19 protein-coding genes are annotated in these 23,874 nt (G+C 72.1%); 11 read left to right on the top strand and 8 right to left on the bottom strand.

The window, feature by feature from the left end:
- Positions 1-11: 11 nt before the first annotated feature.
- Positions 12-455 carry a GFA family protein gene (locus NQZ70_RS02120; protein WP_408022411.1) on the bottom strand — a complete coding sequence of 148 codons (444 nt, stop codon included), beginning with the start codon at positions 453-455 and terminating at the stop codon, positions 12-14.
- Positions 456-523: 68 nt separating this feature from the next.
- Here NQZ70_RS02120 and NQZ70_RS02115 point away from each other — a divergent pair, with 68 nt between their 5' ends.
- Positions 524-1,714, top strand: coding sequence for an ABC transporter permease (locus NQZ70_RS02115; protein WP_129572730.1), 1,191 nt, complete (start codon positions 524-526; stop codon positions 1,712-1,714).
- 33 nt (positions 1,715-1,747) lie between these two features.
- Here NQZ70_RS02115 and NQZ70_RS02110 read toward each other — a convergent pair whose 3' ends face one another.
- Positions 1,748-5,368 carry a GAF domain-containing protein gene (locus tag NQZ70_RS02110; RefSeq protein ID WP_165373755.1) on the bottom strand — a complete coding sequence of 1,207 codons (3,621 nt, stop codon included), beginning with the start codon at positions 5,366-5,368 and terminating at the stop codon, positions 1,748-1,750.
- 221 nt (positions 5,369-5,589) lie between these two features.
- Entirely contained in the window at positions 5,590-6,393 is an 804-nt protein-coding gene (locus NQZ70_RS02105) for a CPBP family intramembrane glutamic endopeptidase (protein ID WP_129572728.1), read from the bottom strand.
- A gap of 295 nt (positions 6,394-6,688) precedes the next feature.
- Here NQZ70_RS02105 and NQZ70_RS53235 point away from each other — a divergent pair, with 295 nt between their 5' ends.
- The 3 genes from NQZ70_RS53235 to NQZ70_RS02090 all read left to right on the top strand — a co-directional run bounded on the left by NQZ70_RS53235 (position 6,689) and on the right by NQZ70_RS02090 (position 9,674).
- A complete protein-coding gene (locus NQZ70_RS53235; protein ID WP_408022410.1) occupies positions 6,689-8,200 on the top strand; it encodes a DUF4142 domain-containing protein in 1,512 nt (503 codons plus the stop codon).
- A 172-nt stretch (positions 8,201-8,372) separates the two neighbouring features.
- Entirely contained in the window at positions 8,373-8,849 is a 477-nt protein-coding gene (locus NQZ70_RS02095; protein WP_129572726.1) for a hypothetical protein, read from the top strand.
- Positions 8,850-8,957: 108 nt separating this feature from the next.
- Positions 8,958-9,674 carry an SDR family NAD(P)-dependent oxidoreductase gene (locus NQZ70_RS02090; protein ID WP_129572725.1) on the top strand — a complete coding sequence of 239 codons (717 nt, stop codon included), beginning with the start codon at positions 8,958-8,960 and terminating at the stop codon, positions 9,672-9,674.
- 61 nt (positions 9,675-9,735) lie between these two features.
- Here NQZ70_RS02090 and NQZ70_RS02085 read toward each other — a convergent pair whose 3' ends face one another.
- On the bottom strand, positions 9,736-10,143 hold the full coding sequence (locus NQZ70_RS02085) for a hypothetical protein (protein WP_129572724.1): 408 nt from the start codon (positions 10,141-10,143) through the stop codon (positions 9,736-9,738).
- A 159-nt stretch (positions 10,144-10,302) separates the two neighbouring features.
- Between NQZ70_RS02085 and NQZ70_RS02080 the strand changes: the two genes are divergently transcribed.
- The 3 genes from NQZ70_RS02080 to NQZ70_RS02070 all read left to right on the top strand — a co-directional run bounded on the left by NQZ70_RS02080 (position 10,303) and on the right by NQZ70_RS02070 (position 13,772).
- Positions 10,303-10,989 carry a hypothetical protein gene (locus tag NQZ70_RS02080; RefSeq protein ID WP_129572723.1) on the top strand — a complete coding sequence of 229 codons (687 nt, stop codon included), beginning with the start codon at positions 10,303-10,305 and terminating at the stop codon, positions 10,987-10,989.
- An 831-nt stretch (positions 10,990-11,820) separates the two neighbouring features.
- Positions 11,821-11,979: a hypothetical protein gene (locus NQZ70_RS02075; RefSeq protein ID WP_165373754.1), complete on the top strand. Its 159-nt coding sequence runs from the start codon at positions 11,821-11,823 to the stop codon at positions 11,977-11,979.
- Positions 11,980-12,125: 146 nt separating this feature from the next.
- A complete protein-coding gene (locus NQZ70_RS02070) occupies positions 12,126-13,772 on the top strand; it encodes a sigma-54-dependent Fis family transcriptional regulator (RefSeq protein WP_129572722.1) in 1,647 nt (548 codons plus the stop codon).
- A 51-nt stretch (positions 13,773-13,823) separates the two neighbouring features.
- On the opposite strand, the gene NQZ70_RS02065 is transcribed toward NQZ70_RS02070, so the two are convergent.
- Positions 13,824-14,183, bottom strand: coding sequence for an arsenate reductase family protein (locus NQZ70_RS02065; RefSeq protein WP_129572721.1), 360 nt, complete (start codon positions 14,181-14,183; stop codon positions 13,824-13,826).
- A gap of 634 nt (positions 14,184-14,817) precedes the next feature.
- Here NQZ70_RS02065 and NQZ70_RS02060 point away from each other — a divergent pair.
- Positions 14,818-16,158, top strand: coding sequence for an RNA polymerase sigma factor RpoD/SigA (locus NQZ70_RS02060; RefSeq protein ID WP_129572720.1), 1,341 nt, complete (start codon positions 14,818-14,820; stop codon positions 16,156-16,158).
- Positions 16,159-16,270: 112 nt separating this feature from the next.
- On the opposite strand, the gene NQZ70_RS02055 is transcribed toward NQZ70_RS02060, so the two are convergent.
- Positions 16,271-16,423 carry a hypothetical protein gene (locus NQZ70_RS02055; RefSeq protein ID WP_165373753.1) on the bottom strand — a complete coding sequence of 51 codons (153 nt, stop codon included), beginning with the start codon at positions 16,421-16,423 and terminating at the stop codon, positions 16,271-16,273.
- A gap of 226 nt (positions 16,424-16,649) precedes the next feature.
- Between NQZ70_RS02055 and NQZ70_RS02050 the strand changes: the two genes are divergently transcribed.
- Positions 16,650-17,135: an SRPBCC family protein gene (locus NQZ70_RS02050; RefSeq protein ID WP_129572719.1), complete on the top strand. Its 486-nt coding sequence runs from the start codon at positions 16,650-16,652 to the stop codon at positions 17,133-17,135.
- Between the two features lie 554 nt (positions 17,136-17,689).
- On the opposite strand, the gene NQZ70_RS02045 is transcribed toward NQZ70_RS02050, so the two are convergent.
- Positions 17,690-18,610 carry a transposase gene (locus NQZ70_RS02045; protein WP_129572463.1) on the bottom strand — a complete coding sequence of 307 codons (921 nt, stop codon included), beginning with the start codon at positions 18,608-18,610 and terminating at the stop codon, positions 17,690-17,692.
- 641 nt (positions 18,611-19,251) lie between these two features.
- Entirely contained in the window at positions 19,252-20,298 is a 1,047-nt protein-coding gene (locus NQZ70_RS02040) for a Gfo/Idh/MocA family protein (protein ID WP_237244928.1), read from the bottom strand.
- A 516-nt stretch (positions 20,299-20,814) separates the two neighbouring features.
- Here NQZ70_RS02040 and NQZ70_RS02035 point away from each other — a divergent pair.
- Positions 20,815-21,123 carry a catalase-related domain-containing protein gene (locus NQZ70_RS02035; RefSeq protein WP_129572718.1) on the top strand — a complete coding sequence of 103 codons (309 nt, stop codon included), beginning with the start codon at positions 20,815-20,817 and terminating at the stop codon, positions 21,121-21,123.
- Between the two features lie 208 nt (positions 21,124-21,331).
- Positions 21,332-23,869: a PAS domain-containing sensor histidine kinase gene (locus NQZ70_RS02030; protein WP_237244927.1), complete on the top strand. Its 2,538-nt coding sequence runs from the start codon at positions 21,332-21,334 to the stop codon at positions 23,867-23,869.
- The last annotated feature ends 5 nt before the right edge of the window (positions 23,870-23,874 follow it).

Here is a 23,874-nt window from a genome sequence, read left to right as displayed (position 1 = left end):
CAGGGTGCCAGTCACCCGGGCTCGCGAGGAGCCGGCGGCGCGCTCGGGGCGCCGGCGACCCACGGCGGATCTCCCGCGTGCTGCTCCGTGCCCGAGAGCGGCGGCAGCCACGGCTCGCGGCGCTGGATCCAGATCTCGAAGCTCGGAGCGAGATCCGTCGGAGCGTCGTCCAGACATCCCAGCTTGATCTCGACCTCGCCCTCGGCCTCCCGCGGCGAGAACAGCCGCGACCCGCACGTCGGGCAGAAGCTGCGTCCCTCCCAGCACCTCGTCTCGCCGGTGAACGCGAAGCTCGACCACGGCCACACCGCGAACGGCATGAAGACGCTGCCGGTCTCCTTCCTGCACGACGTACAGTGGCAGAGCCCCACGCGCACAGGCTCGCCACGAAGCTGGAACCTCACGGCGCCGCAGGCGCAGCTGCCGCTCCGGACACGCTCGGATCCAGCTCGCATCTCGCCTCCCATCGCGCGGTCTTGGCCCATCGTAGCCAGCGCCGCGCTCGCGTTCTATACACTTCGTCATGGTCAAGAAGATCGCTCTGCCCTGCGCCCTGCTCGCGCTCGGAGCGGCGGGCAGCGGTTGCAATCTCATCTTCGGCATCGAGCCCGGCACGGACGCGACCCCCTCCTCGTCCTCGACGACGGCCTCCTCGGCGACGGCGACCACGGGCTCCGGGGATGGCGGCTCGGCGCAGGCCACGTCGGGCGCCGGCGGCTCCGGTGGCGCCGATGGGGCGGGCGGGCGCGCGCCCTCGTGCCCTCCATCGAGCTGCGCCGCGGGAGAGTGCCCCGTGACGCAGATGCCGGGGGTGCTCGGGTCCAACCCGAAGGGCATGGCGGTCACCCGGGATGTCGTGCTGATGGCCAACAACGAGGCCATCGTCGCGATCCCGAAGGATGGCGGGGCCGCGCGCACGCTCCCGGGCACCCTCGGATTCGGCGACACAACCTGGGTCACCTACTCGGGCGGACAGCTCTCGTGGATGAACTGGAGCAACGGAGACGTGCTGGGGATCTCCATCGATCCGCCGAGCTCGAGCCCGATCCGGATCGCGGCGGTCCCTCATCAGGAGGACGAGGACGTCATTCCGGGCTTCGGCCGGATCGCCTCGTTCGGCGACAGCGTTTACTGGGCGACGCAGACGCCCGGGGCCGTGTGGCGGGCCAAGGCGGACGGCAGCCAGGCGATCGCCGAGCAGGTCGCCACCAGCGACCACCCGATCGGCGTCGCCGTCGACGCGACGCACGTCTACTGGTCGGATTACTGGGCGAGCCAGATCCTGCGCAAGACGAAGGAGCCGCTCGGCGACACCGCCGAGGTCTTCGCGGAGACGAACGGCAACCCGACCGAGATCGTCCTCGCGGGCGGCGTCGTGTACTGGGTGACCGACAACACCGGCGCAGTCCAGTCCAAGGCGACGGACGCGGCGCCGGGCGCCCCGCCCTTCACGACCACGGTCGACGCTCAGGCCGTCGCCAAGTCGCTCGCGGTGGACGACGAGTTCGTCTACTGGACCGTTTACGTGAACGGCGAGGGGCAAGGCGAGGTGCGCAGGGCGCACATCGGCATGGGGGACACGGTCACCCTCACGACCGGACAGCCGTACTTCTTCGAGATCGCCGTCGACTGCGGGTTCATCTACTGGAACGTCAACGACCTGGAAGCCGAAGAGGACGCCGTGGTGTTCCAGATGCCGAAGCCCTCGAACTGAGCGCGTCCCCGCGCCGCCGCGATCGCGAGCGCGTCACGCGGCGCCCTGCGCCTCTTCCCGCTTGGGCCACGTGAACCGGAAGGTCGCGCCGCTCTTGCCGTCCGACTCCACCCAGGCCCGCCCGCCGCGGCTCTCCACGATCTTCCGCACGATGGCAAGGCCGATCCCGGTGCTCTCCACCTTGTCCCGCGCCTGCAGCGTCTGGAACATCCCCCACACCTTCTCCTGAAACGCAGGCGCGATGCCAGGCCCGTTGTCCGACACCGAGAACTCGTACCGATCGCCCTCCTCCCGGGCGGACACGGACACCGCCGCATCCTCGCGGCCAGCGTGCTTGAGCGCGTTCGTGATCAGGTTCATCAACACCTGTTGCAGCGGCACCCGGTACGTCCGCAAGGTCGCGGGCGGCACGTCGATCGTGACCCGCGCAGGCGGCTTGGGGGCGATGAGCTCGACCACCTCCCGCGAGAGCTTCTCGATGTCCACGCTCTCCGGCTTCTCGCGGAACCTCGTGGCGCGGGAGTAGGCCAGGATGCCCTCGATCAGGGCCTCCATGCGCCGCACGCGGCCGCGCAGCATCTCCATCTGCTGGCGCGTGTCGGCGGTGAGCTTGTCCGACAGGTCCTCCTCGATCCACTGGGCGAGGCTCGCGATGCCGCGGAGCGGCGCCTTCAGATCATGGCTCGTCACGTACGCGAACTGGTCGAGCTCGGCGTTGGTGCGCTCCAGCGCGCGGATGAGCGACTGCGCCTCCCGGAACAGCCGGGCGTTGTCCATCGCCACCGCCGCCTGGGCGGCGAGGCCGACGGTGATGCGCTCGGAGCGCTCGGTGAAGACCCCCGGCTTCGGGTGGCCGAAGAACATGCCGCCGATGACCTTGCCGCTCCGCGAGACCACGGGGACGGCCAGGTAGCTCGCGACGGGGAGGTGCCCCTCCGGCAGGCCTCGATGAGGAGGGCTCTTGCCGTAGCGCGGATCCCGGGTCACGTCGTCGAGGCGGATCACGCCCTCTCCGCTGAACGTCGGCGCGAACAGCGCCGTGTTGCGCGGCATCGGGAAGCGCGAGAAGGCCTCCCTCGGCGCCCCCGAGAGCGCATACAGCATGTAGCTTCCGCTCTGTGCGTCGCTCACGTTGTAGAAGAACGCGCCGAACTCCGCGCCGGAGAGCTTCGTCCCCGCGTCGGTGACCGACTGGACGAGCGCCTCGAGCTCGAGCTCCGCCGACAGCACCTGCCCGACCTCGTGGAGCGTCTCGAGCACCTCGGCGTGCTCTCGCGTGAGCCGCTCCGCCTCGCGCTGCTGGCTGATATCCATGTTGCAGCCCACGTACTCGCGCACGCTGCCGTCCGTGGCGCGGACCGGCGCCGCGCGCGCCACCGTGTAGGCATACGTGCCGTCCCGCCGGCGGAGCCTGTACTCGGCTTCGTACACGGCGCCGCGCGCCGTCGCGTCCGCCCAGGCCCGCATCATCGCCTCCCGATCGTCGGGGTGGACCGCCCGCAGGAAGCCCCTCTGCAGGTACTCGGCCTCTTCCTGGCCCGTGAACTCGAGCCAGCTCGGCGAGCTCTCGACGATCGTCCCCTCCGCCGTGGCCGTCCACACGACGGCGGTGGTCGCCTGGACCAGCGTCCGGAGGCGCGCCTCGCTCGTGGCGAGCTCGATCGCGAGCTGCTCGACGTGGCGGCGCGCCAGCACCTGGTCGGTCACCTCGAAGGCGAACGCCATGACGCCCTCGGTGCCGCCGTCCGGCGCGCGCATCGCCTGGTAGACGAAGTTGAAGAAGCGCTCTTCCTCCGGTCCGGCGCCGCCGCGGCGCAGGCGGAGGGGGACGGACGTGCCGACGTAGGGTTGACCGCTCCGGTAGACCCCGTCCAGGAGCTCGAAGATGCCTTGGCCGTGGAGCTCGGGGAGCGCCTCCCGGATCGGACTGCCCATCACCTCTCGGCCGCCGAGGATGTCTCGATACGTCGGGTTCACCAGCTCGAAGACGTGCTCGGGACCCCGCAGGATGCAGATGCCGGCCGGCGCCTGGTTGAAAAGGCCCGCGAGCTGCTGGCGAGACGCGTCGACCTGCTGGAACAGCCTGGCGTTGTCGATCTGCAAGGCCACGCGGTTCGCGAGCTCCTCGGCGAGCGCGACGTCCGCCTCGCCGAAGCGCCGGCCCGACTCGGCGTGGACCAGCGTGAGCGCCCCGATGTTCCGTTCGCGCCCCCGGAGCGGGACGACGACGTAGGACCTGAGGCCCAGCGACCGGATCAGGCGCAGGTGCTCCGGGCCCATCGCGGCGGACTCGAGCATGGAGTCCGGGATGTCGGCCATCCACTCGGGGCGACCGGTGCGGATGACCGCCGGCACGCCCGTGGGGGCGTCGAGCCGGGGCGGGGACATCGCCCGCAGGCGCTCGCCCAGCTCGATCTTCGCCGGGTCGCAGTGGTGAACGGCCACGCGCTCGACGGTGTCGCCGTTCAGCATGTCGACGGCGCACCAGTCCGCCAGCGTGGGCACCGCGAGGTGGGTCAGGTGCGCGAGCCGCGCCCCGACGTCGAGCGAGTTCGAGAGCACGGCGCCCGCCTCGCTCAGCAGGCGCAAGGTCGCCTGCTGCCGCTCGAGCTCGGCCGCGAGCATCTCCGCGCGCGCCCGGGCCTCGCGCTCCTGCTCGAGCAGGCGCGCCCGGTCGAGCGCCGACGCGCACTGCGCGGCCACGCTGAGCAAGAACTCGCGCTCTTCATCGGTCCACGCCCGCGCGGCCGCGAACGAGAACGAGAGCCCGCCGAGCAGCGCTCCGTGGGCGACGATCGGCAGGACGGCGAGCGCCTGGATGTCGTCGCGAGCGGGCCTCAGCGCCGCGAGCTCGGGGTACGCCGCGTGCAGGCTCTCCTGCGTGTCCACCCAGATCGGGCGGCGTAGCCGGAGCGCCTCCGAGAGCGGCAGTCGGGCGTCGAGGGGCACGGTCGCGTAAGGGCTCGCGCGCTGCTCTTCCAGCCCCGAGTAGCCGATCAGCGTCGCGGCCCCGACCGCCTCGCCCGCCGCGTACATCATCGTCGTCGAGGCGCCGAGCACGCGGTGGATGTCGCGGACGACGGCGGAGGCCATCTGTTCGACCGTCATCGCGCCGCTCAGCGCGGAGCTGACCGCGAGCAGCGCCTGCGTGAGCCGGGCGCTGCGATCGAGCTCCTCGAGGCGCCGCGAGAGCTGCGCGGCGAGCTCGCCGCGCTCCGCCTCGACCTGCTTCAGGCGGGAGATGTCGGCGAACACCGAGATCCCCCCCTCGAGCTCGCCTCCGGGCCCGAGGATCGGCGCGGCGCTCCCGAGGACCACGCCCCGCGTCCCGTCGAAGCGCTGGATCCGGGTCTCCTCGCTCTCGATGACCTGCCTCGCGGACATCGCGCGCGCCATCGCCCAGTCGGTGGCCTCGTACGGGCGGCCGTCCTCGTGGAAGGCGCGATACAGCGTCCAGTCCCGCATCGACTCGGTCGAGGCGCTGCCGGCCCAGATGCGCTCCGCCGCCCGGTTGTGCAGGACGAGCTTCCCGGAGGCGTCGCAGATGATGACGCCGTGCGGGCCTTGCTCGAGCAGCGCGTTGAGCCACCCGCGATCGCGGGAAGCCACGACGCGGAGCCGCTCGAGCTCGCGCTTCAGGGCTTCGATGTCCATCGAGTCGACGCTGATCGAGGGCCCGGAAAGCGGGCGGGGGTGCGCGGAGGTTCCCATAGAGTGACCGCAACCGGAGGCTCGGGGCGGGGCCGAGGCGTCGCCCGGTCGGGTATCGGCCGGAGCTTACGCTCATCGGCGGCGCGGCGAAAGGCGGCGCGGCGAGAGGCAGCGCGGGCCGGATCGCGCGCGGGCCCGCCGCGCGAGGCCGCGGCCGGAGCGGCTCACGCCGCGCGCGATCGAGGCTGCGCCGCTGCGGCCTCCGCGCACGCCTGCCGGGTCTGCATGCGCCGCGCCGTGATCGCGGCGGCGGCGATCGCGGCGATCGTCGTCACGAGGAGCGGCGTCGCGCCGTCGCCGGACAGGTGCGCGCGAGAGACGTTGTCGAGGTGGATGCCGAGGTGCGCCGCCCACGCCACGAGCATGCTGCCGCCGGACGCGAGGTGCAGCGCCGTCATCAGCACGCTCAGCGAGGTGATGAAGAGCGCGCTCAGCACGATCGACCACCACGGGACGCCTGGCAGGCACATCATGGGAAGGTGCCAGAGGGTCCACGCAGCGCCGATGACGAGGCTGGCGCGAACGGGCCCGTGCGCCGGCAGGAGCCGCGGGAGGGCATAGCCGCGCCAGCCGAGCTCCTCGCCGAGCGGCGCGAGCACGGCGATGCCGCGCTGCTCCGGGGTGATCGGGGCGTAGAGGAGCGTCGCCGGCGTGCTCCCGCCGGCGAGCGCGAGCAGCGCGAGGCCGACGAGGTGCAGTAGCGCCGGCATGCACAGCGCGAGCGGCGCGTGGGCCCAGCCCGCGGGCGCGCGGCGCGGCGAGAACAGCCCGGAGAGCCCGGCGCGGCCGCGTTCCTTCCAGGCGCACACCGCTGCTGCGACCGAGGGGCCGACGGCGCCGAGCGCGAGCGGCGCCATGGCGGCGCCCGGCAGGATGGGCGCGCCCCACTGCTGGAGGAGGAGCGGCAGCTGGCACAGCCAGGTGATGGCATAAGCGAGGACGAAGAACCGGACGACGGTCGGCGGCATGGCCCCGTGTGACAGCCGCGCGCGCCGGAGGGTTCCCACCGGCCCGCGGCGAGCAGGTTCTTGGGCGCGCGCACGGCGGCTCGGCTGTCGTCAGGCGGCCTGTCCGGCCCGCGCCGGCGCGGACGGGGGCGCGCGGCGGCTCCCGGGCGGGCGCGTGCGCGGCGAGGTCACGTGAGCGAGAGAGAGCGCCGCTGCTGCGGGTTGGCTGTTTTGCGACGGGCAGGGTCGACGTTGAGCGGGACTACGATTCTCGCGCTGATCGCGCCGGAGGCGTGGGGCTCTCGGGGAAAAGACGATGCTGGCTTCGGGCTCCCCCTCGCTCACCATCCCGGCGGTGAGAACCCAGATGTTGGGGGCCGATAACCGGCAGGTGAGCGCGACAGCGCGCCGATATCGAGCAAGGAGCAAGCAGATGTTGGGCAATCGTTCAGGTCGCCTCATGGCGATCATGTTCGCGGGGAGCTTTGTCCTCGCGGGGGCTGGCGGCTGCATCGGCGGCGACGAGGATGCCGAGGCGGGCCGCGAGGGGACGGCCGGCGACCAGGGGGCCGGCAGGGGCACCACGGGCGCAGACAGGAGCGGCGGCCAGACAGGCAGAGACGGCGCGAGAGGCGGCGGCGGGCAGCGCGGCGGCGAGCACGCCGGCGGCAGGCAGGGAGGCCGCGGGCAGGCCGGCCAGCAAGGCGGGCAGCGCGTCGGCGGGCAGGCCGGCGGCCAGCGCGGGGGCGGCACGCACGAGTGCGGCGAGCAGGCCGGCTATCAAGGCGGCAGGCAGGGAGGCCGCGGCGAGATCGGCAGTCGAGACGACAGGCAAGGCGGCCGCGGGCAGGCCGGCCGGCAAGGCGCGATGCAGCAGGGGTCGGAGGCGGAGATCACGATGCTGGTCTCGCTCATCCACCAGAAGGAGGTCGAGCTGTCGGAGATCGCTCGAGACAAGGCCGAGTCCCCGGAGGTGCAGCGCTACGCCGAGCAGATCATCGAGGAGCGCTCGCAGGCGGGGCAGCGCGGGGCGGAGCCGTCGAAGGGCAGCAGGGCCAACATCGAGGCCTGCTCGCGCTGCGAGCAGCTCGAGGCCAGCTCGACCGAGCTGCGCGAGTCGCTGGAAGACCAGGAAGGCGCCGAGTTCGACATCGCCTACACCTGGGCGCAGGTCTCCCTCCATCGCCGCGCCCTCGAGCTCCTCGACATGCCGTCCGTCGCGCGCGCGGACAACGCGAGGCTGCGCGCTCACGTGAAGGCGGTGCGAGCGGACGTCGAGCAGCACCTGAGAGAGGCCGAGCAGCTCTTCTGCACGCTGCTGCAGGAGCAGCAGGGCGGCCAGCGGCAAGGCGGCCAGTACGGGCAGCAACGCGGCCAGCAGCAAGGCGCCCAGTACGGGCAGCAAGGCGGCCACCAGCAACGCGCCCAGTACGGGCAGCAGGGCGTCCAGCAGCAGGGCCCGCAGAAGCAAGCGCAGCAGCAGCGCGGTCAGCAGCAGGGCGCCCAGTTCGGCCAGCAGGGCGTCCAGCAGCAAGGGCAGCAGGGCGCCCAGTTCGGGCAGCGGGGTTCCCAGTTCGGACAGCAAGGCGGCCAGCAGCAGCGCGGCCAGCAGCAGGGCGCCCAGCTCGTCGGCCAGCAGCAACGCGGCCAGCAGCAGGGCGCCCAGCTCGTCGGCCAGCAGCAACGCGGCCAGCAGCAGGGCGCCCAGCTCGTCGGCCAGCAGCAACGCGGCCAGCAGCAGGGCATCCAGCTCGGCCAGCAGCAGCGCGGCCAGCAGCAGGGCATCCAGCTCGGCCAGCAGCAGCGCGGCCAGCAGCAAGGCGTCTAGCTCGTCCAGCAGCCACGCGGCCAGCAGCAAGGCCCGCAGGCGTACGCGCAGCAGCAAGGCAGTCAGCAGGATCAGCGGTAAGGGGAGTTCCTCCCGCGATCATGGCCGCGTTCTTCAGGATCGCGCGGGCCGCGGATATATTGGCCCTCACGCCACCCGCCTGAGAGGCCCCATGATCCCCCGCCGCCGACTGCACCGCGCCGTCTTCTCGCTCGCCGCCCTCTACAACGCCTGCTGGGGGCTTTACGCGGCGCTCGACCCGCAATGGCTGTTTCGCTTCGCGGGCATGCCGCCCCTCAACCACCCCGCGATCTTCGCCTGCCTCGGGATGGTGGTCGGCGTGTACGCCATCCTCTATGCGGAGGTCGCGCGCGCCCCGGAACGCGGCTTTCTCCTCGCCGCCGTCGGCCTGCTCGGCAAGCTCCTCGGGCCGATCGGCCTCGCGGCCCTGCTCGCGACCGGGCAGTGGCCGCCCCGGTCCGCCGTCCTCTGCCTGACGAACGATCTCATCTGGTGGGTCCCGTTCGGCGTGTATCTCCACGACGCGTGGCCCTTGTTCGTGCGTCAGTGGAGGGCCCCCCCGGAGGACGACCTCGTCGAGCTCCGAGGCGGATCCCCGTCACGACGCGCGGCGCGTCGCGCGCCTTGACGAGGATCTGCTGCAGGACGGGTTCGACGCGCGCCGCTGCGAGCCCCGGACGAGGGTAATCTGCCAGCGTTCGCCGGGCGCGAGGCCCGGCAGGAAGGTGGTCAACGCATGAGCTCGAACAAGGTAGCTGTCGTCGTCGGTGTCGGTCCCGGCCTGGGGGCCGCGGTGTCCAGGCGTTTTGCGAGCGCGGGATTCTCGATCGGGCTCGTGGCCCGGACGGCCGCCACCTGCGAGGCCGTGCAGCGGGAGATCGAGCAGGCCGGCGGGCGCGCCCTGAGCGTCCCCGCGGACGCCGCCGATCCGGCCTCGGTCGCGGCGGCCTTCGCGCGGGTGAAGGAGGCGCTCGGCCCGGCGGAGGTGATGATCTACAACGCCGGTGCATTTCGCATGGCCGGCGCCCTGGAGCTCACCCCGCGAGAGCTCGAGGACGCCTGGAAGATCAACTGCCTCGGCGGCTTCCTGAGCGCGCAGGCGGCGCTGCCCGACATGCTCGCGCGCGGCCGGGGGACGCTCCTCTTCACCGGCGCCACGGCCTCGCTCCGCGGCGGCGCCCGCTTCGCGGCCCTGGCGGTGGGCAAGTTCGGCCTCCGCGCCGTGGCCCAGTCGCTCGCGCGCGAGCTCGGCCCGCGCGGCATCCATGTGGCGCACGTGATCGTCGACGGCGTGATCGACACGCCCCGCGTGCGCGCCACGGCGCCGGACCGAGACGCCGCCACGCTGCTCGCCCCGGAGGCGCTGGCAGAGACGTACTTCCAGCTCCACGCCCAGCCGCCGAGCGCCTGGACCCACGAGATCGACGTGCGCCCGTCGGTGGAGAAGTTCTGAGCGGCGCGAGCGACCGCCGACGGCAGGGCCTACGCGCGGCCGCTCGGGCGCGCCGCGCGCGTCACGGATCGATCCACGTCCAGGGGAAATCGACGTCCACGAGCGTGTCGTGGCCGTCGAGCACGTCGACGCCCTCGACGCGCACGATATCGCTGATAGTGTGTCCGTCGAAATCCACGAGCCAGACCTCGACGTCATAGTACCCCTCGGAGAGGCCGCCGATGGTGAGGCCGAAATCCTCGCAGTCCGTGACCTCCTCCGCGACGAGGAAGCCCGCCTCGTCCTCGACGCTGACCGCGAGCCCGCTCACGTCGTGATCGAAGCACTCCCACGCGGCGTCGCTGCCGTCGATGGTCATCGCGACGGTGAGCGAGCCGTCATCATCGCCATCGACGATGATGCACCCCGTGAGCGAGGCAGTGGAGAGGACGCAGCCAGCGAGACCCGAGAGCACCTTCGAGAGTTTCATGGGATCGTCTTCCTTTATCCAAGTCTGGCGCCGTCGCGCCGATGCGCGGAGGGTCAGCAAGCGCTATACCAGGAGCAGGCGCGCTGCCAGGCGCCGGCGGCTGCCTCCGGGCTGCCGGGTGGCATCGCAGTTGCTCCTGTGAACCCCATGGAGATGAACGTGCCAGTCCTCGAACACTCGTCCCCCACAGCCACGGCGCACGCCCCGCAGCGGAGCAAGCTCGCCGCCCTGGCCGCGCTCGTCGCGCTCGCGCTCCTCGGCGCGACCGGATGCGCGGCGGAGGTCCACACCAGGGCCGCCGCGCCTGCGACGGTCACGTACCACGAGTTCGCGGTGTACGAGGAGCCAGTCGTTCACATCGCAGCGCCGCCGGTCCAGATCGAGACCTACCCGCGCGTGTACTACCGCGGGACGTACGTCTACTACGTGGACGGCCGCTGGTACTATCCGTCGCGCCACGGCTGGGTCTACTACCGCGACGAGCCGCGCGCGCTGGTCCACTACCGCGTCGACTTCGAGCGCCGCCGCGCTCACCATCACCACCATCCCCAGGTGCACCGCGACCACGGGCACCCCGTGCATCGCGGCCACGTGCACCGCGACCACGGGCACCACGCGACGACGGTCCGGCCGGCGGCGCCGGCGAGGCCAGCGGTCACGGTCCGGGCAGGCGCGACGGTCAGCGCGGGCGCGACGGTCAAGGCGGGGGCGGCGGCCAGACCGGCGACGCCGGCGCGGCCGGCGAAGAAGCCTCGCGCGGAGCGTCGACGGCACCACGTCGAGGAGCGGCACCGCGAGGGTGATCGCGGGCACCGCGAGGGTGATCGCGGGCACCGCGAGCGGTGATCGCGGCAGCGTGCTCCCGCTCCTCGCTGCCTACAGGCCCCCGCCGAGCCGCAGGAGCGCGCCCGGAGCGACCGGGACGACCTCGACCGGCGCCGCGGCGGACCGACAAGGGGGTCGATCTCGCGCGCTGTAGGCATCCATCCGCGTTCCGGGTGATCACCACCGGTGCCGCAGCATGCGCTCGATGCACGAGAGGCCGGCGCCCTCCTCGTGAGGGCGCGTCTCGCCGCGATCGACCTTGGCACCCGAGACGTGTTTCGGTACACTTCTTATGGCCAGCCCCCGGGCGCCCCGCGGACGGGCGAGGCGGCGCGCTCAGCGGACGTTCGGCGCACACCCTGAGGTTCAGATGTCGGCGACGAGGCGCGATTCATTCTACCCGGGAACGCTCGATGGCCCGAAGAGCACGGCCCCTTCGTCAGGTCACATGACGAGTGAGCCGCCGGACAGCGAGCAGCGCGTCGCACAGCGGTGCGTGGATTGCGGGACGCCTGCGCCGAAGACGGAGACGAACTACACGCTCATCAGCTCTCGTTATGGCTGGCGGCTGACGCGGACCGTCGATGCGAACGGGCGGAGAATGATGGAGTGGCGCTGCCCGGGTTGCTACGCGCGCTACCGTGCGAAACGGCCGCTCTGATCTCGACGCGGCGCGCCAGGGCGGTCTGACGCCGCTGGCGCGCGGGGCCTCCGCGGGTCCCCGCGAGGAGGGCGCGGCGCCGGAGAGGCGCCGCTGTCCCGCCTCATCCTCTCCCATTTCTGGCAGACGCCTTCCTCCTATGCGGTGAGGGTGCGACCGCGGGTACGCGGCGTGTTGCGATGCGGCAACGCATGCTGTCGCTCTCCGTGTCGGTCTCGCACCCGTTGTGGATCTCGCTGTCACAGCGCTCGTGGCGATTCAGGCAGCCGCTCATCAAGCGCCTCCCGACCGGACCGGTCATGTCGCAGGCGCATCACGACGTCATCGAGGACTACCACGCTCGGCTGTGACGCGCGCTCGCCGGGATGTCTCGTGAAGCAGCGGTCCGGCGGGCCCCGCGCCGCTCGATCCCCGCAGGGCGCCGAGCGGCGCGTCCGAGCCTTCCGCGCGCCCGGCGAGCCACCTATGCTCCGAGCACGCCGACCCGGCAGGCAGCATGCGCGCAGCAGATCTCGATCTCTCGGAGCTCCTCACGGTCGACCCGCAGGCCGGCGAGCTCCGCTTCTCCGGGGCGCGTGCGATCCTGCTCGATGCCGTGGCGATGGGCCTCCTGCGCAAGCAGCTCATCGACGCGCTGGGAGCCGCGGCAGCCCGCGCGATCCTCACCCGCTTCGGCTTCGCGCACGGCTTCCGCACGGCCGAGGCGGCGCGCGCCGAGCTCCCGCTGGAGAGCGACGAGGAGTGGCGCAACGCGGGCGGGCGCATCCACACGCTCCAGGGGATGATCCGCCTCGCGCCGGGCGCGGACGGCCCGCTGTCGCCCGAGGGCGCGACGGTGGAGGCCTCGTACGAGGCGGAGCAGCACCTCTTGCACCTCGGCCGCGCGGAGGCGCCGGTGTGCTGGACGCTCGCGGGCTTCGCGAGCGGCTACCTGAGCTGCGTCGAGGGCCGGGACATCTACGTGATCGAGCGCCGCTGCCTCGGCCGCGGCGACGCGAGCTGCCTGTTCGCCGGCCGCGCGGCCGAGGCCTGGGGCGCCGAGCTCGAGCCGCACCTGCCGTTCTTCCAGGAGGATCGCCTCGACGCCTCGCTGCGCCGCGCCGCCGAGGCGCTGGGGCGCGCCGAGCGCAGGCTGAAGGCGCGCGCCGAGACGCTCCTGCGGACCGCGGCGGCGGCGGGGGCGGAGCCGGGCGGCGTCCTCGCGTCGAGCCCGGCCATGCAGCGCGCGCTGGAGCTCGCGCGGCGGGTGGCCCAGGTGGACGCCACGGTGCTGATCACGGGCGAGAGCGGCACCGGCAAGGAGCGGGTGGCGCGGCTCGTCCACGACGCGTCGCCCCGCGCGCGGGCGCCGCTGCTCGCCATCAACTGCGCGGCGATCCCGGAGCCGCTGCTCGAGAGCGAGCTCTTCGGGCACGCGCGCGGCGCCTTCACGGGCGCGACGCGGGACCGCGCGGGGATCTTCGAGGCGGCGGCCGGAGGGACGCTGTTCCTCGACGAGGTGGGCGAGCTGCCGGCGGGGGTGCAGGTGAAGCTGCTCCGGGCGCTGCAGGCGCGCGAGGTGCGGCGGGTCGGCGAGAACCGCAACCGCCCGGTCGACGTGCGGGTGGTGGCGGCGACCAACCGCGAGCTCGCCGCGGAGGTGGCGGCCGGCCGCTTCAGGAAGGACCTTTATTATCGGCTCAAGGTGGTCGAGCTCCGGCTCCCGCCGCTGCGCGAGCGCCGGGAGGACATCCTGCCGCTCGCGCGGGCGCTGCTCGTGCAGGCGGCCGCGCGCATGCGGCGGCCGGCGCCGCGCCTCAGCCCCGGCGCGGCCGATCGCCTGGTCCGGTACGCGTGGCCCGGCAACGTGCGGGAGCTGGAGAACGCCATGGAGCGCGCCGTGGCGCTCGCCGAGGCCCGGCGGGTCGAGGCCGACGATCTGCCCGAGGAGGTGCGCTCGGCGCTGCAGCCGCCGGACGCCGGCCCGCGCGCGCCGGCGCCCGGGGAGCGCGCGCGGACGCTCGGCGAGGTCGAGAAGGAGCACATCCTGGCCGCGCTGGCGCGCAACGGCGGCAACCAGACGAGGACCGCGGCGGAGCTCGGGATCGGCGTGTCGACGCTGTACCGCAAGCTCAAGGAGTACGGGCGCGCGCCTGGGGGGTGACGGCGCGGCGGCGCGCCTGTCGAGGGCTCCCGCGGCCGTCGCGCGAGCGCCTCAGCCGGCCTTGGCCGACTCCGCGAAGGCCTTCCACGTCGCCTCGGCCTGGCCCACGCACGCGCGCGCGCCGTCGCGCACGATGGGCGTGCGGAGCAGGAGCGGATCGTCCAGCAGGAGCTCGGCGATCCGCGCCTCGCTCGGGCCGAGGTGCTGCAGGCCGCGCTCCTTCACCCGCGGGCCCTCCGCGTCGTAGAGCGCGCGCATGCCGCCCACGGCGCGCGCCACGCTCGCGAGCTCCCCCTTGGAGAGGCCCTTGTCGCGCACGTCGACGAGCTGCACCTTGATGCCGCGGTCGGCGAAGAACCGTTGCGCCGCCCGCGTCGCCTTGCACTTGGCGGAGCCGAAGATCTGGATCATGCGCGTCGCTCCTGCGTGGCGTGGCCCGCTTCGCGCTCCGAGGGCAGCGCGGGCGTGGAGCATAGGCGCGGGCGTGGCAGCCGACCAGGCAGCAACGAGGCGGGACGCCGGCGGCTCACGCGCCGCGCGAGGATGGGATCGGCGGACCAGCGCGCCGAGCGGAGCCTCTGGAGGGCTCAGCCAGGAGCCCGTTCCGCTCGCTTCCAACGATCCCGTCTGCCTGCCTCGACCGATGGCTCAGCTCGGGAACGCAGCGCGCAACCTCGGCCTTGATGTCCGTGACGAACATGGCCCGGCGCCTCGATCCGCCGTGCACGTCGGGCGCTGGCTTGGCCACGTCCAGCGACAGTACCCGACGACCAAACCGCACCGGCGTGCACCGCCGACGGCCCAGCACGCCGTGCCCGCTCGTCCGGCGACCCGCGCCCGCGCGCTCCCGCGCCGGCGGAGAAACCCGCCGCTCCGAGCGGCGGCAGACCCCAGAAAAACGCCTTGAAAATACGTCAAATCGGCGCGCGATTCGTTTTCCTATTTACGTCCTCGGCGGTTAGGATATCGAGGCGCCTCGATGATCGTGCCCCCTCACGCCCTTCGTGGTCAGGCACGACGCAGCGGCAACACTGGAGCGCATTGAATGAGGTTCCGTTCCTCGCTGTCGGCGAGCGAGTCCGAATCGAGTTTTCCCGTTTCCATCGATTCCGCGGGCGAGCGCGGGGGCGAGCGCGCTCCTGCGCGCCGTGCGAAGGCCGCAGGCGCGCAGGCCTCGCTCGGGGCGACCGAGCTCTACTTCCGGTCGCTCGCCGGCAGCCAGCCGCTCACGCGCGAGGGCGAGGTCGCGATCGGCCGTCGCATCGAGGCGGGCGCGCTCGCGTGCTTCGAGGCGTGGGTCCGCTCGCCGATCGCCCTTCGCGAGCTGGCCTTCACGGCGGAGGACGTCGAGCACGGGGCGCTCAGCATCCGGGACCTCTTGTGCGAGGCCGACGCGAACGATCCCGAGGCGGACGCCTGCGCGGCGCGGCTCGCGGGCCTGCTCGATGTCGCCCGAGCGCTCGCCGCCCGCAAGCAGGACGACGAGGGCGTGGAGATCGCCCTCGCGGGCCTGGCCGCTGGCCTCGCCGAGCTGCGCCTCGATCCGGCCTTCGAGGAGCGCATCGAGCGGAGCCTGCGCGCAGCGGCGGCCGCAGCCGACAAGGCGGAGCGCGCGCCGATCGAGGCGACGCTCGCGGCGATCGCCCGGGGACGCCGCGCGGTCGCCCAGGCGAAGTCCGAGCTCGTCCAGGCGAACCTCCGGCTCGCGGTCGCCATCGCGCGGGAGCACCAGCGCTTCGGCGTCCCGCTGCTCGACCTCGTGCAGGAAGGCAACCTCGGCCTGATCCGCGCCGCCGACAAGTTCGAGTACCGCCGCGGCCACCGCTTCGGCACCTACGCGGCGTGGTGGATCAAGCAGGCCATCAAGCGGACGATCCTCAACCAGGGTAAGCCCGTCCGCATGCCGGTCCACCTCACCGCGATCCGGAGCCAGGTGGTGCGCGCCCGGCGCGACCTGGTGCAGGAGCGCGGGCGTGAGCCCACGGTCGAGGAGGTCGCGGAGCGCAGCGGGCTCTCCGTGGAGAAGGTGCGCGTGATCGGCGAGCTCGCCCTGGAGCCGCTCAGCCTCGACGCCCCGGTCGGCGAGGAAGGCGACACCCGGTTCGGCGATCTGCTGGCCAACGAGGAGCCGACGCCCGCCGACATGCTGGCGCGGCGCCGCTTGATCGAGCAGACGCGCGAGCTGCTCGACTCGCTGCAGCCGCGCGAGCGCGAGCTCCTGCGGCGCCGCTTCGGCCTCGACGGCAACGAGGACGAGACGCTAGAGGAGATCGGGCAGTCGTTCTCGCTGACGCGGGAGCGCATCCGCCAGATCGAGGCGAAGCTGCTCGAGAAGCTCCGGATGCGCTCGCGGCAACGAGAGCTCGGCTCGTACCTGGAAGGGTAACCGCGGGGCCGCGGCGCGCGCGAGGAGGGCGCGTGGGGCCGCGTCAGCGCGCGGTCGAGCGAGACCGCCCCCCCGGCGCCGGGGGCACGGCGCACCTGCGGGATCAGGTCGGTCAAGCCCGGTGGGCGCGCGACCGGCTCCTCGGGTGACGGGCATACCGGAAGCACCGGAGCACGACGCGCGTCAGCGCCGCCGTCGCTCGCGCCCGCAGCGCCTCGTCCGTCCCGGCGCTGATGTCCTCCAGCGCGACGCGGAAGTGCGGCACGCGTCCCCCAAAAAAAGACGGGGGACCGATGAGTTTCGGGGCGCCGGTCTGTCCAACACTTCGAAGATCGAACGAGCACGAGCCAAGGAAGCCGAGGTTCGGAATGGCGGCGCCGAGATCGCCTCCTTCTAGACGCCGAGCGCCACGCGCATCGAGCCGTCCGAGGCGGCGCCTGTCCAGGGCTCTCTCGAACGTCCTACGCCCATCACCGAAAAGGAGACGACGCATGACCACCAACCCCGAAGCCACCCCGACTTCCGACCGCGACCTCGTGTTGACGCGTATCATCGACGCGCCGCGCGAGAAGGTGTTCAAGGCCTGGACCGACCCTGAGCTCCTCAAGAAGTGGTTCGCCCCTCAGCCGTTCACCACGCCCTTCGCCGAGCTCGACGTGCGGCCTGGCGGCGCCAGCCTGATCGTGATGCGCGACCCACAAGGGAACGACTACCCGAACAGGGGCGTCTTCCTCGAGGTTGTCGAGAACGAGCGGCTCGTCTTCACCGACGCGTACACCACGGCATGGGAGCCGTCGGAGAAGCCGTTCATGACGGTGATCCTGACGTTCGAGGACCAAGGCGGCAAGACGAAGTACACCGCCCGCGCCCGCCACTGGACGGTCGCCGACCGCGAGGCGCACGAGAAGATGGGGTTCCACGAAGGCTGGGGCCAGTGCGCTGCCCAGCTCGAGGCCGTCGCCAGGGCCAACGGGTAAGCCGGCCCCGCACGGACCTGACCCGGATTGAGTGGGGCGGACCTGCCCCGGATTGAGTGGACTTACCCGACCCGGGTTGCTCACACCGCGGACCTGCCCCGGATTGAGTGGACTTACCCGACCCGGGTTGCTCACGCGGGCTTACCCGACCCAGGTTGCTCACCCGAGGTTGCTCACCTGCGAGCTACCCAGGTGGAGGTCGGCCGCTCGACATCCATAAATCTGCACAGAGCGCCTCGCGCTTGTACACGCACGCGCCGCAGACAGCTCGAAGCGGACCGTGAGGAGCGACTCAACTCGGGTTGCTACCTGCATTGTCACCTGCGACCTACCCACCCGAGCCAACCGAGGTTGCGTTCGTTCTAACCAAGCAGAGCCTATAGCGCTCTCGCCCCGGCACCACGTCGTGGTCGCTCGGCCCGCAACTCCATCACGTCGTCATACGCACGGCTCATGGGTATCTTGAGTCGCCTCGCTCCGCCATCTTCAGACGCACGTGCCCTCCGGCGACGTATCGCCCCCCGTCGCCTCTCCGTGCCCCGCCGGCGCAGCAACTACACCGTGAGCACGGCGTCCGCCACGGTGGCTCCGTGAAACGCGCGCATCCACCACGTCCCCGCGGGGAATACGGCGTTGCGCACACCGCTGCGCCACCGTTCGAGCGCCGCGCGATACGACGCACGAAACGTGCGCACGGCGGCAGCAGCGATTCGCCATGCATCGCCCTGCTCGCGGCCGACCGCAAACGTCGGACTGCAGTCGCGCAGCGGTTCGAAGCTCGTGACACGCTCATATGGGGACACCCGGCTGGCGCCCTCGGCGCCAAGGACGTGTTGCCCTCGCCGCTGCACCGCTTCACGGGCCTGCGCTTCCTGTCGCTCCAGCTCGGCGGCGACCTCGCAGCGAAAGCCGTCGCCGCCGTCCTGTTCTATGGCAGGCGGCAGCGCGAGCGCGAGCGTCACTTCTTCTGGCCACTGCGGATTCTTCGGATCGAGATATGCCGCGGGTCGCATCGCGCGCAGCACGCCGCAGCCGAGATCGTTCACATCCACCTTGGCGCCCGGCCACTCGTGCGCATGTCGGACCAAGCCGGCGGCCACAGGATTCGCGAGCACGTAGGCGATCTTCTCCACGACCGCCGCCCGCGTCAGCAGCCGCACCACGCTCGTAGCCTCGTGGTCCCACACTGGCCCTTCCCACGTGCGGAGCACCTTGGTCCCGAGCGCGACGATGCGATGGAAGAATTGCAAAAAGCGCGGCAGGACGCCCATCGTATCGGTCACGACGAGGTGCAGGTGCGTCGACATCGCGCAGAGCGCGTGGACCTCGATGCCGAAGCGGCGCGTCGAGACGGCGAGGATGTAGACCAAGAGCTGGGTGATGGCCGCATCCGGGCGGAAGAGCAGATGCCTGCGCAGGACGCGACGGGTGATGAGGTAGGTGGCGCCTGCGGCAATTTCGCGGGGCTGGCTCATGGCTGGCGTACAATGACAAACGCCGTGCCGTCGGCTGGTGCGAATGATTTCAAGGACTTGGCTCGCTTCTTTGGGTGGCGCCGCCAGGGCGCCAGGTGGTCCGCCACCTGGACAGTCCTTGCGGCTCGCCCAACCTGCGGCTGCTCCTCCGGCCTGGGCTGCCCCTTCCCTCCCTGCCCTTCCCTCCCTCCCCCCTCCCCTCCCCAACCTGGGTTCCCCTTCTTCCCCTTTCCTTTTCCTTCCCCAACCTGGGTTCGTCACCATACCATCGTCCTTCTCCCTCTTCCGACCTGGGTCGGTTGAGAGCGGAGAGCGGGGTCGGGTCGTCGCCAATCTGGTCGTACCAACCTCGGTCGGTCGCGCAACCTGGGTCGGGTGGTCCTCAACCTGGGTCGGGTGGTCCCGGTCGGTCGCGCAACCTGGGTCGGGTGGTCCTCAACCTGGGTCGGGTGGTCTCAACCTGGGTCGGGTGGTCTGGGTCGGGTGGTCTCAACCTGGGTCGGGTGGTCTCAACCTGGGTCGGGTGGTCCGGGTGGTCCAGGTGGTCCTCAACCTGGATCGGGTGGTCTGGGTCGCGTGGTCTCCCTTCTCTCGCCAACCCGGGTTAGGGTCGTCCGGGTTGGCATCGTCCTGGTCCTCCCTCACTGCTCCGACGGCGACGGCGCCTTCACCGGCTCCGGCGCGGCAACCGCGGGCTTCTTGATGTTCTGGCCCATATCGGGCCTTTGCTCCAGCTTGAGCGGCGGGATCGCCTCGACCCTCCCGCTCGCCGCAGAGCTCCGGATCGCCAGCATCACCCGCACGTCCGCGAGCCCCTCGAGTCCCGACGGCTCCGGCTCCCTGTCCTCGAGGATGCAGCGCGAGAAATAGACGAGCTCGGGGGCGAACTGGTCGCGCTTCTTGAACGTCTTCTCCTCCGTCTTCCCGCCCACCGTCAGGTAATGCTTGATGTCGGCCGTGTAATCGAAGGCCGGCTCCACGCGCAGATCCCCCTCGGTGCCCGCGAGGCGGAACGACGACACGCTCGCGAGCCCCTGGCTGACGGTGAACTGCGCGACGGCGCCGCTCGGGAAACGCAGGATGGCCGCCGTGGTCTCGTCGACATCCTTGGCGCGCCTCTCGTCGATCCGCAGGCTCGTGGCGAGCACCTCGCTCGGCTCCTCGCAGAAGAGGTACCGGGCGGCATTCACGCAGTACACGCCCAGATCGAACAGCGCGCCGCCGCCTTCGTCGCTCCGGGTGCGAATGTCACCGGGGCGCACCACCTGCGTGAACAGCGAGGTAAAGGCGCGCACCTCACCGAGCTTGCCCGAGCGCGCGATCTCGACGGCCTGCAGGTTCGCCTCCTCGAAATGCAGGCGATAGGCGATCATCAGCCTCACGCCGCGGTCCTTCGTGGCGCGGATCATCGCCTCGCAGTCCTCCTCGGTCATGGCCATCGGCTTCTCGCAGAGCACGTGGACGCCCGCCGCCGCGGCCCGCTCCGTGTACTCGCGGTGCATCGCGTTGGGCAGGGCGATGTACACCGCGTCCGCCCGCGCGCGCCTCAGCACGTCCTCGAGCTCGTCGTACCCGCCGCGCTCGGTGACACCGTAGCGCTCGCCCAGCGCGGCGAGCTTCTCGGGGTCGCCCGAGACGAGCGCCACGAGCTCCGAGTTCTCGGCGGCGTTCTTGAACGCCGGCAGCACCGCGACCTACGCGATGTTGCCCGCCCCGACGACGGCGTAGCGGATCTTCCTGGTCTCCTTCGACGCTGTCTTGGACATGGTTCCTCCATGCGCGGACACCCCGCGTCCGCGGGGAACATGGAGAGATGACCGCAGGCGTCAACCGCCGGGCATGTCGCCCAGGGCACCCGCCCCCCCAGGCCCCCACCCCCCCGCCCGCGGCCGCCCCCTCCGCCCGCAGAGCACCCCCCGCGAGCCGCGTACTACCTGCGCCCGTGCGCTGGTCACCGCATCCCCTCACCCTCCGCCAGCTCCCTCTCGCTGCGCCGCTTCGCCCCGCGCGCCCCGTACCGCACCCTCGCGCTCGCCTTCCACCGCGGCTCCCCCATCGAGAGCGCCCTCCAACACCTCCCGCGACGCTCCGGGGCGCCTACCAGCGCGCCACGACCGCGCCGCAGAGCTGATAGCCCCAAGCTATCACTTACTTCAGCAGCGACGATGTATTGGGAACGATGACGCCCGCAGCCACATTGCCCCATCGCGCGCACGAACGACTACGACCAGGCCGGCGAGCGGTACCGCGCGTTCGCGCCCTGGGAGCGCGACGAGCTCGTGAAGAACCTCGTCGAGGCGCTATCGCAGCGCGACCGCGCCATCCAGGAGTGGAGGATCGGCCACCTCGTCCAGTGCGTTCAGGGCTGCGGCCGTCGGGCCGCCGAAGGGCTCTCTTCAAGGGCCGACGGATCCGCCGACGCCTCGGGCGAGCGCCGACTCGGCAGCGCGAGGCTCGCCGTCCTCTCCACAATGGCGAGCGCGACAGCAGAGATCGCGACGCTCACACTGTAACGACGTGCGCTGTCTCCTTCGATCGAATGTCGCGCAGCCGGAGAGCACCCAAGGCTCCCCCGGCGCTCTCCGCTGCGCGGGCCGAGCGCCGCCGGCGCCCTGCCCCGAGCCCGGCGCAGGGCTGCTGAGCGGACCGAGGTGCCGCCCGAGCGCTCGTGATAAGCTCACCTCGCGCCTGCCGGAATGGGTAGAAGGCGCGAGGGGCGGAGTGAACAGCGACGACGGAGGGCGTGGGGCCGAGCGGGGTGGACCGTCCGGGAGGGGACGGCGCGGCGAGCCGCCGGCGTCGGACGGCGCGCTGGCCCGCGCCGTGGCCGACGCGTCGCTGGCCCTGTTGCGCGCCGGCGAGGGCGGCACGCCGCGCGCGATCGTCGCGGCGGCGTCGCGCCTCCTGCACGCCGACATCGCCTGTCTCTACGAGCTCGCCGGGGGGCCGCGAGCGCTCATGCTCGTCGCCTCGGAGGGCGGCGGCGGCGCCCTGGACGCGCTCCAGCGCCTGCCGCTCGACGCCCCGAGCCTCGCGGCCGAGGCCGCACGCGCCGGGGTCGTCCAGGGCGCGCCGGACGGCGAGGGCGCCGCGGCGCTGCTCGACGCCGGCCACCTGCGCGACCGCTGCGGCTGCGCCCACGCGGTCGCGATCCCGATCGCCTTCGCCGGCGACCTGCGCGCGGTGCTGCTCTGCGCCGCCGCGCAGCCGACCCTGCCGCAGGCCGAGATGGTCGAGATCGCGGGCGCCCTGTCGAGCCTGTTCGGCATGGCGCTCGCCGCCGCCGAGCCCCGCGCCCTGCGCGCACGGATCGAGGAGCTCGAGCAGGAGAAGCGCGCACTGGAGCGCACGCGCGAGCAGCTGAACGCGGCGATCGCGAAAGCCAGGAAGACGGAAGCCGCGCTCCGGCTGAGCGAGGACAGCCTCGCCCGGGCGCAGAAGATCGCCAGGCTGGGCAACTGGGACTGGCACATTCCGACCGACGAGCTGTTCTGGTCCGAGGAGTGCTATCCGATGCTGGGGCTGTCCCGCGACGCCGGCGCGCTCACGTACGAGCGCTTCCTCGCCTGCGTCCACCCGGAGGACCGCGAGGGCCTCATGCGCGCTGTCGACCTCGCGCTCCAGGGGGAGAGGCCGTACTGCATGGAGTACCGGATCCTCCGCCCGAGCGGCGAAGAGCGCCTCCTCCACACCGAGGCGGGCGTGGTCCGCGCCGACGACGGAACCCCGCTCCGGCTCATCGGCACAGCCCTCGACGTCACCGAACAGCGGCGCGCCGAGCAGGCCTTGCGGCTCAGCGAGGAGCGCCTGCGGCTGATCGCGGAGCACGCGAGCGACGTCATCTTCCGAATGCGGCTCGGCCCGGAAGGCGGGTACGAGTACATCAGCCCCGCCGTCCTCGAGCACACCGGCCATCCGCCCGAGGCCTGGTACGAGGACCCGCAGCTGTTCCTCACGCTGATCCACCCCGAGGACGAGGGGCGCTATTTCGAGTTCGTCGAGCAGATGGCCGCGGCCGGCGGGCGGCTCACGTTCCGGATCATCGACAGGAGCGGCCGGATCCGCTGGATATCGACCCACATCACGATCCAGCGCGACGAGCACGGCAACCCGGTCGCCGGGATCGGCATCTCGCGCGACGTCACGGCGGAGAAGCTCGCCGACGAGGAGCGCGAGCAGCTCCTCCGGCAGCTCTCGGCCGAGCGGAGCTGGCTCACCGCGGTCATCGAGCGCTCGCCCGTCGGCATCCTCCTCCTCGACCAGTCCGGCGCGCAGATCGCCTGGAATCATCGCGCCCAGGAGCTCGCCGGGATCGACGCGCCGCCCGCGCAGGCGGGCGCGTGGTGCCTCTATTCCCTGGATGGGCAGCCGCTCCCGGACGGCGAGCAGCCCTCGGCGAGCGCGCTGCGCGGCGAGGTCACGAGCTCGAGGGAGCTCGCGCTGCGGCGCGCCGACGGCGGCACGCTGGCGGTGCTCGTGAGCGCCGGGCCGATCGTCGACGGGGGCGGGAAGCTGCTCGGGGCGGTGGTCGTCTTCGACGACATCACGCGGCTCAAGGAGCTCGAGCGGCTCAAGGAAGAGTGGACGTCGGTGGTGGCGCACGATCTGAAGCAGCCGGTGACGACGATCATCGGCTATGCGACCCAGATCGAGCGCAAGCCCCAGGTGGCGGCCGCGGTGAAGACGAGGGCGGGGCATATCCTGGCGAGCGCCAAGCGGCTCGGGCGGATGGTGTCCGATCTGACGGACATCTCCCAGATCGAGTCGCGGCGGCTCGCGATCGAGAGCGCTCCCGTCGATCTGCCGGCGCTCCTTCAGGCGGTCGTGGAGCGGATGGCGGGCGAGACGGAGGGACACGCGGTCGAGGTCGAGATCCGGGGCGAGATCCCGGTCGTGTGCGCGGACGCGGCGCGCGTGGAGCAGGTGCTCAGCAACCTCATCTCCAACGCCGTGAAATACGGTGATCCGGAGACGCCGATCCGGGCGTCGCTGGAGCGGCGCGGCGACGAGGTGCAGATCTCCATCCGGAACGGCGGCCGCGAGATCCCGGCCGAGGATCTCCCGCTGCTGTTCGAGCGGTTCTTCCGGGGGAGGGCGAGGGAGGAACGCGCGGTCGGGCTCGGGCTCGGGCTGTACATCGCGAAGGGGCTGGTCGAGGCGCACCACGGCAGGATCTGGGTCGAGAGCCCCAAAGGGGGGTGCACGACGTTCCATTTCACGCTGCCGGTGGGGGCGGCGCCGCGGCGGGACGCGGCGTAGTCAGG

The organism is Sorangium sp. So ce836, assembly GCF_028553905.1.
In the GTDB taxonomy this organism is placed as follows: domain Bacteria; phylum Myxococcota_A; class Polyangia; order Polyangiales; family Polyangiaceae; genus Sorangium; species Sorangium cellulosum_D.
This window is presented reverse-complemented; position numbering and strand designations above follow the sequence as displayed.